This is a genomic window from Candidatus Zixiibacteriota bacterium, from assembly GCA_036480375.1.
In the GTDB taxonomy this organism is placed as follows: Bacteria; Zixibacteria; MSB-5A5; order GN15; family JAAZOE01; genus JAZGGI01.
In genome coordinates, this window is the sequence record JAZGGI010000037.1 from 1 (window position 1) to 18067 (window position 18067).

Below are 18067 nucleotides of genomic sequence, written 5' to 3' on the forward strand. Positions count from 1 at the left end.
CCGTCTTTACCAATCAAATTTTCGGGATTCTTATAATCTTTGAGAAGTTCTTTAATTAAAGCGGGATCAATCGAATTCATGTTAATTCTCCTGTGTAAATGCTTCTCTTTTTAATTTCGAAGCATAATCAATTATTTACATTTACACAAAATTCCTTACAGGCTTCTATCCCGCCAGCCAGGGTTTGAGAATATCCATTATGTCGAATAGGTCATCGGTGATAATGTATTCGGATGCCTTTCCTCTCAAAGCGTTGGAATAATTGATGGCAATTGACCTTCTGCACTTTCTAAAGATGGCGATGTCTGATTCGCTATCGCCAACCGCCACACAATGCTCCAAATCAATGCCGGACTTTGTACAATAATCTATCAGGCATTTTAGTTTCCCGTCTTTGTTCAGGTGAGTCTTAATCCTTCCAGTAAATTTGCGATTTTTAACCTCATATTCACTGCCATAAACACTGTCGAAGCCAAATTTTATCCCGAGGATGTCGGCAACTTGAATTGGTCCGGAGGTTATTAGTACTGATCCTATTCGTCTCTCCCTTAATAATAATAATACCTTGTCTATATTCTGGATAAGCCGAATACTCTTTGCGAGATTGTCTTTAACTTCCTTAAGGGCAAGTCCCTTGATCAGTTTTACTTTGAAATAATCTGCCTCGATCCACGAAATGCTCCCATCGTTCTCACGGCTTTGTATTTTCTCAAGCGCTTTCAAATTGTTATTAAGCATACAAAGATATCTTACGGAATCGGTGTTCCTGATTAAGGTACCATCCATGTCGAAACTAACGGTCTTAATCTTCATTTACAGCAATCCTTTATAGCGACAATTTTCCATTCGGAAGAGTATTACACATCAATTCTTGAATGTAGTGTAATCTGCCGCATTGCTATTGGCAAGAGGAATCAATGAAAAACAGTATTGCCAAAGAGGATCATTTCTGCACTCCTTTTGCAGATGTCAAAAGTCGGGATTTTTGACCTAACGGGATATTTATCAATTGACAATTCAGTAGTTTCATCATAAACTTCAAAGAACTCAGGAGAGGTCTCATGAATCTATCCGCTGTGAAAACGGTATCAATATTTGCATTGGCGATCATATTAATATCGGGTTGCTCGGGTAGTAAAAGATTAGAGGTAAAACGTCAGATCACAGGATTGGAGACCAACTGTTATCTGATATATGATATTCAGAGCCGGGAAGCCGCTCTTATCGACGTTGGTGGTCCGATAGATTCATTACTGACAATTATTCACGAACAAGACCTAAAACTAAAGTACTTTCTTTTTACCCACGGGCATGCCGATCACACTATAGGATTACCGGCTATCAGAAATAAATTTCCGGCAGCTTTGGTCTGTATGCATAGAAAAGATTATAAAAATACGTTTGTCTGGACAGAATGGGCATATGAATACTTCGAGCAGGAAACTATAGAAGAATGGGCCAAGGATCCTGAAATGAAAAAAATTATAGAATTTGATCCTGATTCGTTCGGAGAACCGGAAATTTTCGTTACAAATAATCAAGAGTTTGAACTGGGCAATTTTAGAATTAGGGCAATCCATTCACCGGGCCATTCTGTCGGAAGTATTTGCTATCATATTAATAACTCTCTTTTTTCAGGTGATGTATTGTTTCGAGGAAAAGTAGGTAACACATATCTTTTGGGTGGCTCTCCTGAGGAGATAGTCCGTTCGGTTAGACGTTTATATACGATGTTTCCGGATGAGACCATTGTCTACCCGGGGCATAATGAATTCACCACTATCGGCGCAGAAAAGACCGAAAACGACGAAGTAACAATTGATTCTGTAAGTCTGGAAAACTGATATGCCTGCCTAAGGCAGCGGAAAAATAAATCAAATGGTTCGAGAATCGTTCAGTACGGGGTATTGAGATAATCGGACAGGCATCGGGGCAGCGAAATCAGGTTTAGAGCTAAAGGTTACGGTAACGGGAACCGGTTTCACTCATTCGCGGTGAGGAATAGGAATCGGATGGGCCACCGGTCAAATATTCTAAGTATTATGAAAGGAGCCAGTATGTCATATTGGCGTATGCAACTGCATCCAGCTGAACCATCCAAGGCCACATATTTCGCCGCCGAAAGTCTTGCCGCCGGATTTATCGGTCTTGATTTTGCAAAATCGGTAGGAGACCTGACTGATATTAAGAAAGACGACTTGGAGAAAGGAAAACAGGACTACTTGGCTTTCCAGAGTGAAATGTTGCCCGATGATCAGGTGCTTATTATTGTCCACCACTATCCTTTTGCGCTTGTTAAGGTAAAAGGGGCTTATAACTATATTCGTACACCTGATCGCAGAATCGGAGTATGGTTTCGGCATTTTCGAGAAATTACTGATGTGCGTTATTATGCGGATTATGTCAATAATCCCAAAGATTGGGAGAAGCTAATTATGACCGACGCTATTTCCGTTCTTAAAAACGCAAAATCAAAATCGTATCAGTTGATCAAAAGATGGTTGACTGCTTAAGCCGAGTAGTTCGAAACCCCTGTGGTTTCGATATTGAGTTATCAGCTTTTGTGAGCGAATGTCGAAGTCAGGACTTTCGACCTGCTCAAAACTTGCTTATGGACGTGTAAACCTAAATTGTATGGTTCGAAAATCGTTCAATACGGGGTATGAGGTTGGGAGGGCAAGCATCCAAGTACTGACTTCGAATATGGAAAAATACTTGTTGCACTTTTTATTGATATGATAATTAATGTAGAAAAGAAAAATAAGAAAATGCAATGCAATGCAATCGCAATTAGCACCAAGAGCCAATGCAAGAATAAGGCCCTTTGGGGTACAAAGTATTGTTGGGTACATTACCCTAAGAGCCAAATAATCGTTGCCACACTATTTACATTAATTGTTTCAATACTTTTTTCTGAACCCATAAATTATGTTTTGTCAAAATACACTTTCCTAAATTATCTAGATAATACGTCACCTATCATTACAGGCATATTCCCTGATGTGTCAATTGAGAAGAAAGTAAATAAAACTACAGAATCGTTCATTGTTTATTACTCCGAAGATGGAGCAGGTTTGGATTTAGATAAATGTAAAATAGATTTAAGGCTAAGGAATGGGAATTCATTCGAATCAATTTATGGAAAACTGATTCAATACCCGGAATCCTTGAGTTTCAAATTGGATGAAGAATTAGCGTATGGTGACTATTTAATGGGTCTTCTTATTGCCGATAAGGCAGGCAATTATATTAAAGATAATTATGAATTCTCTGTAATAGAACAAGTTGATTTAGACGTTTCTATAAACTACAGTCATATTACCGCACTGGATATTGCGCGTAAGTTCCCGAATTTCTTCAAAACAAAAATAAATAATGAGTTCGCAGATAGTCTTGGATTTCTATTATATACAATAGAGTTAACCAATCATGCAGACAATCTATGGATAAAGGATTTAAGCCTTACTGTATGGTTGACCGGATTAATTTTGGATTGGATAGAAGTAGGACATGATAAAGCTGAAGATATTGAAAGTTATATTAAGGCGGAATCTATGAATAAACTTATACCTAAAGGGCATTTGCTTTTGGGTGAAAGGAGCTTGAAGATTGATGAAATTGCACCTCACGGTTGGATAAAATTTATAGCTTTGATCGGTCTTCATAAAATTAGCCATCGCGGATTATTTAACGATGGATATCTCACTCTGCCCAATACGCAATTAGAAAATGCAAGTATGTATGGAACATATATTTCTAGATGGAATGGCAAAGAGGTAAGGAAAAATGTATATTTCACACCGTCTGCAGATTTTGTGGAATAGGCAAGAGTCAAATTTGTAAATCAATAAATTATTCTTAAACAAAAAAAAGGACTGACCATCACAGTCAGTCCCTTATAATTATAGTTCAAGCTGCTTTTGGTAAGCAGGCGTTGTAATCAAAGATTACCAGCGTCCGCCGCCACCGCCACCGCGTTGACCACCACGACCGCCGCCGCCACGACCACCGCCGCCGCGACCACCGCCGCCATAACCACCACCGCGACCACCGCCGCCCCGATTATCGGTGCGAGGGCGAGCTTCGTTGACATTCAGATTGCGTCCTTTGCATTCGGTTTCATGCAACGCCGCTATGGCTTCTTTGGCTTTGTCATCATCATCCATTTCAACAAATCCGAAACCTTTGGATTCACCGCTGTACTTGTCTTTGATGATGTTGATACTTGAAATTTCGCCGTGCTCCGCAAATATTTCGCGAAGGTCGTCCTCTGTCGTTTGATACGACAGGTTTCCTACGTAGATTTTCATTCTACTCTCCGTATTACGTTTATCACATGTCGGAGCGGTTCCTGATCCAGAATTCCTCGACCCTTGATAAACCCATTATTGCGCATTATTGCGCCGCGTCCTTATCTAAGATTCTTGGAAGAATTGATCAGGAAAACCAATCTTAAAGAAAACCATAGTCCAGGACATTTCTAATTCACATATCTATAATACGGCAAAAAACCCCAAAGTCAACACCCTTTTTACAAATTATTTTGTTGGAGAGGCTCAAATTTAAGTATAAAATACAGGTAGTATTCCGGGAGGATAATATGAAAAATGAGTATATTTTTACCGCGCTGTTAATAATCTGCGCCGCGGGTCTGGCTTTTCCTCAGTCAAATCCGGTCGGACAAAGTAATTTTTTAGTCGGCGGGAAATTGTATTTTCAAAGCCAGACCGGGGAAGCTTATGAGGATGAGGAGGGAGAATCAACAACGACGATTAGCATAAATCCGGATTTGGGGATATTTTTTGCCGACGGATTTTATCTCGGAGCCGCCGCGGAAATGCAATCGATCGATATCGGAAAGAAAAGGCGATTGGAATATTCTATCGGGCCCAGGATTGGCTATTTTTATAACAGTGACAAATATCGGGAAGACAATCAGGGCGCTCTATTCCCGTACGCGACGATATATTTTACCTATGGCGAATTTCAGGATCATGATGAATTTGAATTCAACTACGTCAAGACATCGATCGGGATAAATCTGGGAGTGGTCAAGATGATCTCGCCCGCTCTGGGGCTCGATATCGGGCTAAAAATCTCACACGATACATTTGAAGTTAAAGGAGAGAATCTGGCTGGTATGGACGGAGTTACCGTTCGCCTCGGAGTCGGTTTGGTTGGATTTTTTGGAAAACGATTTAATTTGTGATTGCATTTATAGAACTGAGATATATTTATATTCATCATGCCCCGTACCAACACAAAATATTTATCGATATCAATTAGGCAGGCGCGAAGATTGGCGTTAAACGCTCAACTGCTTGATGGCAAAACGAAATTCCCCGCTGGTAAAGAAGGGATTGCCCGAGTAATTGAGAAAATCGGTTATGTTCAGATTGATACGATCTCTGTCGTCGAACGGGCTCATCATCATACCCTTTGGACGAGACGCGGGGATTATAATGGACAGATGCTGCATGAACTTCAGGCCAAAGATCGGTGGATTTTTGAGTACTGGGGTCATGCTATGTCGTATCTGCCGATGTCTGATTATCGGTATTACCTGCCCCGGATGAAAAAATTTTGTGATCCTTACAGCAAATGGGAAAAGATGAGATATCAGAAATACGGTCATTTGATGAAGCCGGTTTTGGAACGGATTAATAAAGAAGGGCCATTGGGCTCCAAAGATTTCGCGCAGGCGGCTGATAAGAAGAGAGGGACATGGTGGGATTGGCGGCCGGCTAAAGTGGCTCTCGAGATGCTATTCTGGCGTGGGGAATTGATGATAACCGAGCGGCGTAATTTTCATCGAGTATATGATTTGACCGAGCGCGTTTTGCCCGATACGGTTGATACGTCTTTTCCCAATGATGATGAAGTCGGGCGGTTTTTTGTAAGGCGCGCTCTGCAATCTTACGGCATTGCCACCGATAAAGAAATTCGCGAGCATATTCATTCGGTTGATAAAGAGACGATTGAAAATTCACTGAAGGCAATGATTGATTCCAAAGAAGTGGTTCAGATTTCAATTGGTAAGAGTAATAAAAAATATTACGCTCTGCCGGAATCGCTCGAAAAATTAAATTATCTTAAACGCACTTCCAAAAAGATCCATATTCTCTCGCCATTTGATAATTTGATAATTCAGCGCGAACGAACCAAAGGTCTTTTTGAATTTGATTATACATTAGAATGTTATGTCCCGGCGGCGAAAAGAAAATACGGTTATTTCGTTTTACCGATTTTATGGAGTGATAGATTTGTCGGCCGCATTGACGCCAAAGCGGAGAGAAAGAAAAAAGTTTTACTGATTCGCAAATTGTATTTTGAAGATAGTTTTGATGAATATGATAAGTTGCTTCCGGCCCTGGTCAAAAAACTGAATGATTTCGCACGGTTTAACGGATGTGATGAAATTGAGATTGAAAAGATTATACCAACGATTATTAAATCTGCCATAAAGAACGCTCTGAAATAGTTATATTCCTCTTTAATATTTTTGCCGGTTTTTTACGGCGGGATGGGATTTGTGTTTGGATCGTTAGGCGCCTGGTTATATAATGTGGTCTCCGGATGGATCGGAGGAATTGAACTCACTTTCGAAACAGAGCCAAAGTAAATTGAATCTGGCTTAGCTCCATAGCGTAAATTACGATTTAACGAGGAGAGTAAATGAAAAAGAAAAACGCAGACTGGTGGGAAGAGTTTTTTGATGATTTCAGGCCGGTATTTGATTCTGTACCGGTCAAAGCTACCAATGCGGTTGTTCGGTTCGCAATTAAAAAGCTAAATCTGAAATCCGGTAATCATGTTCTCGACTGTCCCTGCGGGATCGGCCGGGCTACAATTACATTGGCTCGCAAAGGCATGAAAATAACCGGCGTTGATTTTTATCAAGGGTATTTGGATGAGCTAGACAAAAAGGCTGCCGCAAAAAAACTTCGCATCAAGACCGAATGTTGCGATATGCGCCGAATAAATTATGAAAATAAATTTCATGCCGTAATAAACCTTTGGACTTCGTTTGGATATTTCGAGAAAGAATCAGAAAATTTACTTGTATTGAGAAAATTCTATAAAGCCCTGAAGCCGGGCGGTAGACTTCTCATCCAGACCATCAATCGAGATTTTATCATTGCTGATTTCAAGGAGTCGGAATGGCTAAGAATTAGCCACGGATATGTTCTTATAGAAAATAAATTTGATTTTCGCCGGTCGTTAATTCACGGAACGTGGCATTTTGTAAAAGATGGAGATGAAAGCTCGCAACCAATGCGAATCAGAGCATATTCTTATCATGAACTGGTTAATATGTTTGAACAGGTTGGATTTAATGATGTAGAAGGGTATGGCTCGGTCGAAGGCGAGAAAATCTCTGAAAAGAACCGCGGCAATTTAATAATCGGGACTAAGCCGAGAAGAAAGAAGTAGTTATTCTTCCAGGTTTTTTGACAAATTATGGCCGGTACCAGACGCCGCCGACAAAAGCACTGTCCAGTTCAATATCGCCGTTATTGAGAAGTCCCACATAAGGCGCGTAAAATTCATAGTATTCTGGCTCGCCATCAGGCGTATAATGCAATTGTATTACGCTTTCAAAAATCCTCCCCAGTATCTGTACCTTGCCATAATCGACAAATGATAATTGACCGCTGACCGAACCGGCTCCGACGTTATTGACAAATACCTGCGAATTATAATTGTGGGGTCCGGCCATTTCCAGATTAAAGGGAATCGCAAGAGGGGGAACAAAGACATATATATCATCGCCGGTCAGCATGTGGACATAATATCCGGCGGTGTCGGTTGCCGATGAATCTATTGACCACGCCTCAGCCGTGATACCGTTATGTAAAACTCTGCGGCAAGTACTAAGGGCAATTGTCGTGTCGCCGGAAACCGTTCTGATAATTTGTTCATCGATGGCATTGGTATAATACCAGGTGTCGCCGTCGGCCATCGGGAAATATTCCGGGCCAAGGGGAACGACTTTGGTTAGCTCAACCAGGATAGTATCGGTGCCGCCGTTGGAGGAAACAATTATTGTTCCCGATTCATCTCCGATATCGAGACCGCTCCGATTGACGCTCACGGCGATATGGTCGGTTTCCGAGGTGGCGCTTCCACTGGAGGGGTTTAGAGAAATCCAGTCATAATTTGTCGCCGCCTGCCAATCGAGAGTGCCGGTTCCTTTGTTGGCGATACTGAGAACCTCGACGCCGCTACTTCTGCCGAAATCAAGAGAATTGGGAGACGCTTGCAGAACCGGTGAGGTAGGCTGAATGGGATTATCGCCACCATCGTCATCGTCGCCACCGCAACCGAACTGAGCAAACAGAAGCAAAACCAGTAGTATTTTGCAGAACTTATTTGTTTTCATGAACTTATCTTGCATTTAAATAAATATGCCTTCAGCCATAAAATATACGCAATAATTTCATTTCGTCAAGTATTGCAAATATTCGGCCGAAAATGTTTTTTCGTTAAACGTTTGACAAACAGGTAGAATTACCGTCTTAAATATGGCTGATTTATAGATAAAAATATTTATCCTGATTGGGTTAAAGTATTGTAAAACCGTTTGACAGCATATTGTTAAATTGTTATATTTTCAATCTGTCGCAAGGCAGAAGGTGAGAAAATATTTAGCTCGCGATTAACGGAAGGAAGTTCTATATGAAGATGCTGATCGGTCTTTTAACTTTGAGTATATTGCTTGGCGTTTCTTTGGCATTTGGGCAAACACCTTATACAGCCATCAACGCGAATAGCTTTGGATTTTATGGTGGTGGAGCCAGAGCTATGGCAATGGGAAGCGCTTTTATCGGTCTTGCTGATGACGCCAGCGGAGGTAGTTGGAATCCCGCGGGAATATATCAAATGGATAAACCGCTTATATCCGCATCTTATAATATATTCAAACCGCGGGACGAATTTAAATATGACGCGGACCCTTTTTCACTTCACGAGGTTACTAATAATAATCTCCAGATTAATGGGCTTAACTATTTCTCTTTTATGGCTCCGGTACGCATAAAGGGTCATCCGTGGGTTTTCAATTTTAATTATATTCGGAACAATAATCGAAGTATCCTGGTTGATATAAAGTCAAATCCGTTGAGCGGTTTGGATCCGGATAGTTATCAAAAATGGGAATCTTATCTGCAAACCTTTAATTTTGGCTTCTCCACCAGATTATATGACCGCCTTGCATTTGGAGTTCTTGCCAATATTTACGACGCTCGACAAACCATTATTTCAGGAGAAAGCCTTTCATATGATAGCGTTATTTATTTCGATGGTTCATCTATTAACGTAATGCAGCAAACCAATGTTACCGATTCAACTGCAAGTAATGGATTCAATTTTCTCATCGGGTTAATGTATAAATTGGATAAAATGAGCTTTGGTGCAACTGTAAGAACTCCTTTTAAGCTAAAACACAGTTCAGATTATATTTTTGAAGTCTTAACGACTCACCAAGGATTAGAACATGTATACGGCACCTTTAGCATATTTGACGATGATAATCCGAGTAAACAGGCTATGCCGTTGTCGGTTGGATTTGGTGTTGGCCTGACACCCAAAGAAAACATGAATATCACTCTTGATTTTAATTTTGATAAGTACGGTTCAGTTAGTTGGTTTGCTAATGATTCTACGGTGATATCGCCGGGAGGAGAGAAAACTGATTATTATACGGAAACACCTATTGACTGGAATAACACTTTCGGAGTCGGGAGTGGAATTGAATATTTCTTAAGCAGTGAATATGGGCAGATTCCATTACGGGTCGGATTTAGATTCAATCAGTTACCTCAGCCGAAGGATTTCGTACAAAATGATCATATGTTTTTGGATGATAATGGTCAGCTGACCGGTGCCTCCACTACTACATTTTCTGCCAGCGGCCGTCAAAATATGCAGCAGTTTAGCGTTGGATCGGGTATTCATTGGGCGCAGATTAAAATTGATTTTGCATACCGCTATACGTCCTCTACGGGATTAAACATTTTACAGACTCTAACCGCAACTGGATTTGAGGACGAACCGGCGACTATATCTAATCAACAGCTTAAGCCCAAGGCGCATGAAATTAATATTAGCTTTACCGGGTATTTTTAAGGGTAAGCCTTAAAAGATTTAATTAGGCGGAAGCAAGTTTTGATTCCGCCTTTTTTTTCTGATAGGATTTGGAAATGTTCCGATAATTAAATTAAGACAAGCTTACAGAAGAAGGAAATAAATGGCACAGAATATTAAAATTACCAAACGGGATCTCAAAGAAGACAAATTCACGACGAATATGCTTCTGTCCAAAGATTATATCATGACTAACTGGGTGTTTTTTGCCGGTGGAGCGGCAGTTATAATACTTATTGTACTGGGAATTACCTTCTTACAGCAAGAACAATCCCGAAAAGAAATCATGGCCGCCGAAATTTATAATCGAGCCGCCAGTCAATTAATAGGTAAAAGCTATCAATTGGCGATTGTCGATTATAAGTTGATTATTGATGAATACGGTTCATCCGCCGTTGCCGAGCAGGCGGCTTTTGAATTAGGCAATGCCCAATTTTATGCCAGGCAGTTTAATGAAGCCAAAGTCGCATTTGAGGATTATCTGTCGGAATATGAAGACAATAACAAATATTTTACGACATCAGCTATGGCGGGAATCGCGGCCTCTCTGGCTGGAATCGGCGATATGGCCGGGGCGGCCGATATGTACCGGGTTGCGGCCGAAAAATATCCTGATTTTGATATGGCCGGCCAGTATTATTTTGACGCCATGAAGCATTACGCCCTGGCGGAGAATATTGAATCGGCCAGGGTGATATTCGCCAAATTGACCAATGATTATAAAAACAGCCGTTATTATCGCGACGCCTTAAGATTGGCCGGAGAATACGGCATAGAATTATAATGATTATTTCCGGGGGAGGGAAATGCTGAAAGTCGCCTTTCTCTGGCACATGCATCAGCCTTATTATCGTGATCCCCAATCGGGTAATATGGCGCTCCCGTGGGTCAGGCTGCATGCTCTCAAAGATTACTATGACCTGCCGGTTCGGGTCGGGAATTTTGAAAATCTAAAAATGACGTTTAATCTGGTTCCGTCGCTTTTGGAACAGATTGATCTTTACTGCGAGAAGCAATCTACCGACCGGCACTTTGAATTAACGTCCCGTCCTACCGATAGCTTAAATTCTCAGGAAAAAAACGAAGCGTTTAAGATGTTCTTTCAAGCCAATCCGGAGACCATGATTGATCCTTTTCCGTGCTATCGACGGATTTTTAAAAAATATCAGGATTGTAATAATAACGCGGAACTGGCGGCTCGAACTTCGACTGTTCAGGAAATCAGGGATTTGATTGTCTGGGGCAATCTGGTTTGGGTTGATCCGATTATCAGAAAACGTGAACCTTACAAAAGTCTATTTAACAAAGGAGAAAAGTTTACCGAAGAGGATAAGTCTCTTCTTATCGATGCCCAGTTATCGCTTATGTCTGAAATTGTACCCGCGTATAAGTCTTTGATTGAGGAAGATAAAATTGAGGTTTCTTTTTCTCCGTATTTTCATCCGATTTTGCCGTTATTATGTGATACTGATTCCGCCCGGGAAGCATTACCGGGGATAAATCTACCGCAAAATCGCTTTTGTCATCCGGAGGATGCTCGGCGCCAGGTAGTTCTTGCGATTGAAATGTATCGGGAAAAATTCGGAAGAGATTTGAAAGGCATGTGGCCGTCCGAGGGTTCGATATCTGAAGCTATGGCCGAAATCCTAATCGAAAACGGCATCAAATGGATGGCCTCGGATGAAAAGGTATTGTATAATTCCGCGCAAAAATCCGGATTCAATCGGAATGAATCAGGGCCTCATAGTATTTATAGATATGAATCATCCGGTGAGGCAATTCATATATTTTTCCGCGATCACGCCTTGTCGGATAAAATTGGATTTGTCTATTCGGGATGGGAAGCCAATCGGGCGGCTAATGATTTTATGAATCAGCTTTACCGGCTGGATGATTTGTTGGGAGAGGATAAAACTAATATCGTATCGGTCATACTTGACGGCGAAAATTGCTGGGAATTTTATCCTGATGATGGTGATGAGTTTTTAAATCTTTTATTTGAGCGACTTTCTTCCGACGCTAAGATTGAAACGGTGACAATGTCTGAAGCGATAAGTAAGATCCAATCTAAACCACTCAAAAAGATTTTCGCCGGTTCCTGGATTAATAATAATTTTCGCATTTGGATCGGTCATGCCGAGGATAACCTGGCCTGGGATATTTTATGGGAGGCGAGACGGGCGTTATACAAATTCAAAGACGAACATCCGAATTACGATGCGGAAATAATCGCCCGGGCCGAAAAATCGCTTCTGGCCGCCGAAGGTTCGGATTGGAACTGGTGGTACGGTGACGAGCATCGAGGAACTCATAACGAATTGTTTGATCAAATTTACCGAAAACATATTAGCTTTATTTATTCATCATTAGGGCTGGAAGTGCCCAAAAACGTTCTCTCGCCAATAACTCAGGTTGTTCCGGTTTCACATATCACTGCTCCGGAGGGTACCGTAACGCCGCAAATCGACGGTAAACTGACGAACTACTATGAATGGCTCGGGGCCGGAAAATACGATTGTCTTAAGGCCGGAGGCGCGATGCATCGAGTCGATCGGGCCATTAAGGAATTATACTTCGTTTCCGATGACGATTATCTTTATTTCCGGTTAGATTTCACCGAGAAGGGTTTTTTGCTTGACAACCATCGTCTAAGTTTGAAAATTGATATCGTGAATCCCGGTCAGGGCCAGTTTGTATTTTCAAAAGATAAAATACGTAAAGTGCCTGACTGGGTTAGGGACAAAAGCGATATATTATTCGGCATTGGCGACATTGCCGAAATCGGCTTGAAAAAGAGTATGTTTTTCCCGGATGGGCGCGGAGATTTGTATTTTCGCATGGGTGTTCTGGAAGATGAACGCGAGCTTGAAATTTGGCCCCAGGGCGATCCGATTCATTTTGCCGTACCCGGGCGGGGGGAAGATATTGTATGGGATTTGTAATCCGGAGGATAAATGTCTGAGTCTTTTTTTAATCAGGATAAGAAGGATGAAAAGTTTTCCGATGAAGGAAGAATTCCGGAATTAGAGAGCGATGAATTTGATACCCGGCCGTCTGAAGATAAGCGGATGATGGCGGTTATGGCTTATATACCGTTTCTGTGTTTTATTCCCCTTCTAAAAATGCGCGATGATCAGTACGTTTATTTCCATGCCCGGCAGGGCCTGGTCTTGTTTTTTTTCGAAATAATCGCCTTTATTTTTTCATTTCCACATCTCAGCCAGTTGTTCTGGACAGCGATTATTATCGGGTGTATCGGGGCGGCTGTCGCCGGCATCATGTTCGCCGTTCAGGGTAAAGCTCACCAGATTCCCATTATTGGAGAGCTGGCGAATAAGCTCAAGTTGTAAGTTAGAATGAAATTTGATCATTCAAGATACTATCTACCGGTCTTTTTAATAATTGTTTTATTTGCTTTTCAATCCTGCGCGACAACCGGTCCCGGTGGCAGAAAATCATTTATCCTGATATCTTCGAGTCAGGAAGTATCAATTGGACAGGGATTAAATCAGGAGCTTCAGCAGTCTGAGAAATGGCTCAATGATGCGGACTGGCAGGCGTATTTCAATGAACTCGGCCAGAAAATTGTCGCGGTTTCCGATCGCAAAGATATTGAATATAAATTCGCGGTTATAGAATCGGATCAGATTAACGCCTTCGCCGCGCCCGGTGGTTTTGTATATTTTTACACCGGATTAATCAAGAAGATGGATAATGAGGCGGAGTTAGCCGCCGTTATGGCCCACGAAATCAGCCATGTTGTGGGTCGCCACGGCGTTAAGCGCCTTCAATCGGTTATGGGTTTATCACTTGTTCTTGATCTGGCTCTGGGAAAAAAATCAGATCAAGCGAAAGCTCTGGCAGGTACGGCCTTAGGAGTCGTTATGTCGGGCTATTCGCGCTCCAATGAACATGAGGCGGACGATTTTGGATTGACCTATATGGTAAAGGCAGGCTGGCACCCTGACGGGATGATATCAATGTTTGAAAAATTACGAGCAATGAGTAATGATGATAATGCCGGATTTTTCGAAATGCTCGCTTCCAGTCATCCTCAAGCCAGCGACCGAATATCTTCAACCCGGGAGAGAATTCAGAAACTACAACCATTACCTCCCAATTTAACTCTAAACACACAGAGATTTATTGCGCTTAAGAGTCGCCTTTAATTCACTACGACCAATATTATCCGGGGAATGCAGGCTTAATGCCTGAATACTGAGCTCAGTTAATCAAAACAAAATAGGTCAATGATTAGTGCAATTGAATGCAATATTTCCTTTGAGAAATGCAGTAGATTGCAGGTATTATGATTTGCTGTTCATTACCTAAACAGCCAAAAACACTTCATAAAATTTTAATAAAAAATTGTGGGTCTAATAAATCCACGATTGTGATTGTATGCCGTTATGATGTTACAACTTAGGCGGTGGGTAGATAGCGGTTTAGGCAGTAATACTCGGATACGAATTCGACAATATTTCCGGCAGTCTATTTGCTCGTTTTCAAATAATGCTCGGGATAATTATAAAAATCACCCAAAATTATTTGATCTTTTAGGGGGCCCACTATGTATTCAAATTCTGTTGGTGCGCAACAGATAGCCGATTTAACAATTGATAAGACTGGTTCTTTAACCGCCGTCGAGGATAAGAATTTAGTCTCCATAGCTTTGTCTCTCGGTATTGAAAAAGGCAATCAGGGAAATTCAATACTGGGAATTTTGATGAGTTACATCATTCTCGGTGTAACGCTAATGATTTCCGTCTTTCGGCATTGGCTGGCGGTAATTCCTCGCTATGCCTTTAATAGGGCATATCTGAAGCGCAGTGTTGATATTTTTGGAGCTCTGGTCGGTTTGATTTTGACTCTTCCGGTATTTATTATTCTTCCGATCCTTATTAAGCTTGATTCACCCGGACCGATTTTTTATAAGCAATTGCGAGTTGGTCAGAATCGCCGCCGGGACGGAAGACGGCAGGAAAACGGTTCAAAGCTGGGACGAAACGGGCGGGATCGTCGTCGAATGAATTTGCACGGCACGCCGTTCCATGTTTACAAGTTTCGCACAATGGTGCCTGAAGCCGAGAAAAAGTGCGGCGCTGTTTGGGCGACCAGGAATGATCCCAGAGTAACCCGTCTGGGGAGATTTATGCGTAAATCACGGTTAGACGAGATTCCGCAGTTTGTGAATATTCTATTGGGTCAAATGTCGCTGGTCGGTCCTCGCCCGGAGCGCCCGAAATTCGTTGAAGAATTATCAGCACAAGTGGATAATTATAAAAAACGATTGGATGTTAAGCCCGGATTGACCGGTCTGGCTCAAATCGAGAACGGTTATGATTCATCGGTTGCGTCGGTAGTGCGGAAAGTGCAGTATGACTTGCAATATATTCAGAAATGGAGCATCTGGCAGGATTTCAAAATTATGCTGCGAACAGTTCTCGCAGTTATAACGGGTAAAATCTCGTAGTTATAACGGGTAAAGGCGTCTTTTAGGACTGAATCTATTGAAATTATTCAAATCGCGCTTTACATATAAGGCGCGGTTTTTGTATATTTGGGGATGAGTTTTTATTGCTACAATATCAAGGATTAGATATATTTTCCCGAAATTAATCAAAAAGGGAATTACTTTATGAATCAGGCCATAAAATGGAATTTGGCGGTCTGTTGCGTTTTATGTTTGGTCACTTCGACCGGTCTTCTTGCCCAGGATGAAGGTAATATCCTTATTAATTCTAATCCGCAAGGAGCGCTGGTAAAGCTTGAGGGTTTATTTAATCTGTCAGGTGTTACGCCCGTTAGATTTGACCGAGTTTTATCCGGACAGTACCGTCTTACGGTAGAGCGGGACGGCTATGAAAAGTATCAATCAACCGAGTATTTCTCTGAGTCACAGCCTGTCCAGCTTGATATAAATCTTGTCAAAAAAACCAGAGCGAAAGCGTTTTTCAGATCCGTAGTATTCCCCGGCTGGGGACAAAAATATTATGGCGATAAAACCAAATCGACGGTAATTGTATTGGGTACGCTTGCTTCGGCCCTTGGGTATTTACATTATAAAAGCGATTATGACGACAAGGTTGACGAGTATAATGCCGCCAAATTGGCTTTTGCCGAAGAACGCAACTGGAGTGAGTTAAGTAGCCTGGAAGAGCGTGTCTGGGCCACCCAGAGAGAAGCCAATAACGCGGAGAATAAAGTAAATCTCTTAATAGCCGTTACGGCCGGAGTTTATTTGTTAAATCTCCTGGATACTATTCTCTTATTTCCCGAGCATAGTTCATACTCCGAATATAAAGCAATTACGGCGGTGCCCGATTTGGGCGAAGACAAAATCGGATTAACTTTGGCGGTGAGGTTTTAGATATGATAAAAAAATATGTTATTTTGGCCATATCGATTCTGGTCGCCATGTTCCTCCTTTCATGCAGTGAGGAAATTGAATCACCGAGCGGAGTATCAGGTTTGCCCGCGGAACCTGAAGCACCTCGGGGATTAACCGCCGCAATTGGAGAAGGTTCGATTACGTTGAGTTGGGGTGTTTCGGACGCTTCGGCGATTTCTCAATATTTTATCTACTACTCCGATTCTTCATCTTCTGATATGTCATTGCTGGACTCGACTCAAAATTTATCATACGAAGTGACGGGATTATCAAATGGAGTCGGATATTTTTTTCGAGTATCAGCGCTCACCACAACCGGGTATGAAGGCGAGAAGTCTCGCGCCGTCAGTGCTACTCCCGGGATATTTTCAATATTGATTAATAACGGCGATGAATATACAAATGATCGGACAATAACAATCGCGTTAACCGCGCCAGCCTTGACCAGCCTCGTACAATTTTCCGAAAGCTCTGATTTTAATTCGGCCCACTGGGAAGATTTTAGCGCAATGAAGGGATATTTATTATCCGATGGCGATGAAATGAAGCGCGTTTACGCTCGCTTTCAAACTCGTGACGGAGGTAATTCGTCAGGGATGATAGCCGATAGTATAATCCTTGATCGATATGCCGTCATTGATTCGGTTACCGAAAATTCAGGCGGTGCGGTTTTAACCGTCGGCGATACGGTACATATTTCACTATATACTTCCGAATCGGGAGGGGAGGCATCGGTCAATATTGATGGAATCGGGAATGTAGCTCTCAATGATCTGGGATTGAGCGGAGACGGTTTGGCCGATGACGGTATATATGAAATTGATTATGTTTTGCCGGTGGGAACGGAGCTATTGGACGCGGAAATTACCGGAAGTTTTACTGACGCCGCCGGTAATCGAGCTTCGGATGTAAAGGCCGGAACTCGTTTAACCGCAACTTTTCCGCCAGATCCGGTGACCCTGACAGGTTATACCGAATCATCACTTGAAGTACTATTACAATGGACTCGATCGGCCATTTCCGATTTTTCATTTTATCGTATATTTCGCGATGAAAACCCGGGCATAGATGAATCATCTTACCTTGTGACAACAATTAGCAGTCAATCTACGACCAGTTTTCAGGATACGGCCCTGGCCGACACGACAGCATACTATTACAGGGTGTTTGTTTATGATAGCCATGGCAATTCCTCAGGATCCAATGAGTTGGAAATATCGACTTTGAAAAACACTCCCCCGGATGCCATAACGGTTGCGGTTGGATTAACCGGCGAGGCTCTCGCGGTCGAGGTTAGCTGGCTTCAATCATATGAGGATGATTTTGCGTCATATCATCTTTTGAGAGACAGCAGTCTGTTAACCGGTTACGATAGCGATCTTGTTGTAGGCATATTTAATACGCAAACGACGACATCGGTAACCGATTATTTGCCGGCGGCCGGAACATACTATTATCAGATTTTTATATTTGACAAACAGGGATTAATGGCCGGTTCGAATATCGTGTCAATTAATATTCCATGATTCC

Annotated in this window: 17 protein-coding genes; 14 read left to right on the forward strand and 3 right to left on the reverse strand. The window is 41.9% G+C overall.

Features of this window, described 5'->3' with window-relative positions:
- Positions 1 to 165 precede the first annotated feature (165 nt).
- On the reverse strand, positions 166 to 813 hold the full coding sequence (locus tag V3V99_11885; GenBank protein MEE9443354.1) for an HAD-IB family phosphatase: 648 nt from the start codon (positions 811 to 813) through the stop codon (positions 166 to 168).
- A gap of 248 nt (positions 814 to 1061) precedes the next feature.
- On the opposite strand from V3V99_11885, the gene V3V99_11890 reads away from it, so the two are divergent.
- From V3V99_11890 to V3V99_11900, 3 genes are all read left to right on the forward strand, one after another.
- Complete coding sequence (locus tag V3V99_11890) at positions 1062 to 1844, forward strand: MBL fold metallo-hydrolase (protein MEE9443355.1); 783 nt, start codon at positions 1062 to 1064, stop codon at positions 1842 to 1844.
- A gap of 213 nt (positions 1845 to 2057) precedes the next feature.
- Positions 2058 to 2513 carry a hypothetical protein gene (locus tag V3V99_11895; protein ID MEE9443356.1) on the forward strand — a complete coding sequence of 152 codons (456 nt, stop codon included), beginning with the start codon at positions 2058 to 2060 and terminating at the stop codon, positions 2511 to 2513.
- A 222-nt stretch (positions 2514 to 2735) separates the two neighbouring features.
- Positions 2736 to 3824, forward strand: a complete 1089-nt coding sequence (locus tag V3V99_11900; GenBank protein ID MEE9443357.1) for a hypothetical protein — start codon at positions 2736 to 2738, stop codon at positions 3822 to 3824.
- A 123-nt stretch (positions 3825 to 3947) separates the two neighbouring features.
- Here the strand turns inward: V3V99_11900 and V3V99_11905 are convergent, their stop codons facing one another.
- Positions 3948 to 4310: an RNA-binding protein gene (locus V3V99_11905; GenBank protein ID MEE9443358.1), complete on the reverse strand. Its 363-nt coding sequence runs from the start codon at positions 4308 to 4310 to the stop codon at positions 3948 to 3950.
- A 290-nt stretch (positions 4311 to 4600) separates the two neighbouring features.
- Here V3V99_11905 and V3V99_11910 point away from each other — a divergent pair, with 290 nt between their 5' ends.
- The 3 genes from V3V99_11910 (at position 4601) to V3V99_11920 (ending at position 7434) form a co-directional block, all read left to right on the forward strand.
- Positions 4601 to 5209, forward strand: a complete 609-nt coding sequence (locus tag V3V99_11910; GenBank protein ID MEE9443359.1) for a hypothetical protein — start codon at positions 4601 to 4603, stop codon at positions 5207 to 5209.
- A 90-nt stretch (positions 5210 to 5299) separates the two neighbouring features.
- Positions 5300 to 6481, forward strand: coding sequence for a crosslink repair DNA glycosylase YcaQ family protein (locus V3V99_11915; protein MEE9443360.1), 1182 nt, complete (start codon positions 5300 to 5302; stop codon positions 6479 to 6481).
- A gap of 194 nt (positions 6482 to 6675) precedes the next feature.
- Entirely contained in the window at positions 6676 to 7434 is a 759-nt protein-coding gene (locus V3V99_11920; GenBank protein MEE9443361.1) for a class I SAM-dependent methyltransferase, read from the forward strand.
- 25 nt (positions 7435 to 7459) lie between these two features.
- Here V3V99_11920 and V3V99_11925 read toward each other — a convergent pair whose 3' ends face one another.
- Positions 7460 to 8383: a hypothetical protein gene (locus V3V99_11925; protein ID MEE9443362.1), complete on the reverse strand. Its 924-nt coding sequence runs from the start codon at positions 8381 to 8383 to the stop codon at positions 7460 to 7462.
- A gap of 296 nt (positions 8384 to 8679) precedes the next feature.
- On the opposite strand from V3V99_11925, the gene V3V99_11930 reads away from it, so the two are divergent.
- From V3V99_11930 to V3V99_11965, 8 genes are all read left to right on the forward strand, one after another.
- Entirely contained in the window at positions 8680 to 10128 is a 1449-nt protein-coding gene (locus V3V99_11930; protein ID MEE9443363.1) for an outer membrane protein transport protein, read from the forward strand.
- A gap of 121 nt (positions 10129 to 10249) precedes the next feature.
- Positions 10250 to 10930: a tetratricopeptide repeat protein gene (locus V3V99_11935; GenBank protein MEE9443364.1), complete on the forward strand. Its 681-nt coding sequence runs from the start codon at positions 10250 to 10252 to the stop codon at positions 10928 to 10930.
- Positions 10931 to 10952: 22 nt separating this feature from the next.
- Complete coding sequence (locus V3V99_11940) at positions 10953 to 13088, forward strand: glycoside hydrolase (protein MEE9443365.1); 2136 nt, start codon at positions 10953 to 10955, stop codon at positions 13086 to 13088.
- A gap of 12 nt (positions 13089 to 13100) precedes the next feature.
- Positions 13101 to 13496, forward strand: coding sequence for a hypothetical protein (locus tag V3V99_11945; GenBank protein ID MEE9443366.1), 396 nt, complete (start codon positions 13101 to 13103; stop codon positions 13494 to 13496).
- A 6-nt stretch (positions 13497 to 13502) separates the two neighbouring features.
- Positions 13503 to 14315 (forward strand): M48 family metallopeptidase, encoded by an 813-nt coding sequence (locus tag V3V99_11950; protein MEE9443367.1) that lies wholly within the window; start codon positions 13503 to 13505, stop codon positions 14313 to 14315.
- A gap of 401 nt (positions 14316 to 14716) precedes the next feature.
- Positions 14717 to 15619, forward strand: a complete 903-nt coding sequence (locus tag V3V99_11955) for a sugar transferase (GenBank protein ID MEE9443368.1) — start codon at positions 14717 to 14719, stop codon at positions 15617 to 15619.
- A 165-nt stretch (positions 15620 to 15784) separates the two neighbouring features.
- Positions 15785 to 16516, forward strand: coding sequence for a DUF5683 domain-containing protein (locus V3V99_11960; GenBank protein MEE9443369.1), 732 nt, complete (start codon positions 15785 to 15787; stop codon positions 16514 to 16516).
- 2 nt (positions 16517 to 16518) lie between these two features.
- Positions 16519 to 18063, forward strand: a complete 1545-nt coding sequence (locus tag V3V99_11965; protein MEE9443370.1) for a fibronectin type III domain-containing protein — start codon at positions 16519 to 16521, stop codon at positions 18061 to 18063.
- The last annotated feature ends 4 nt before the right edge of the window (positions 18064 to 18067 follow it).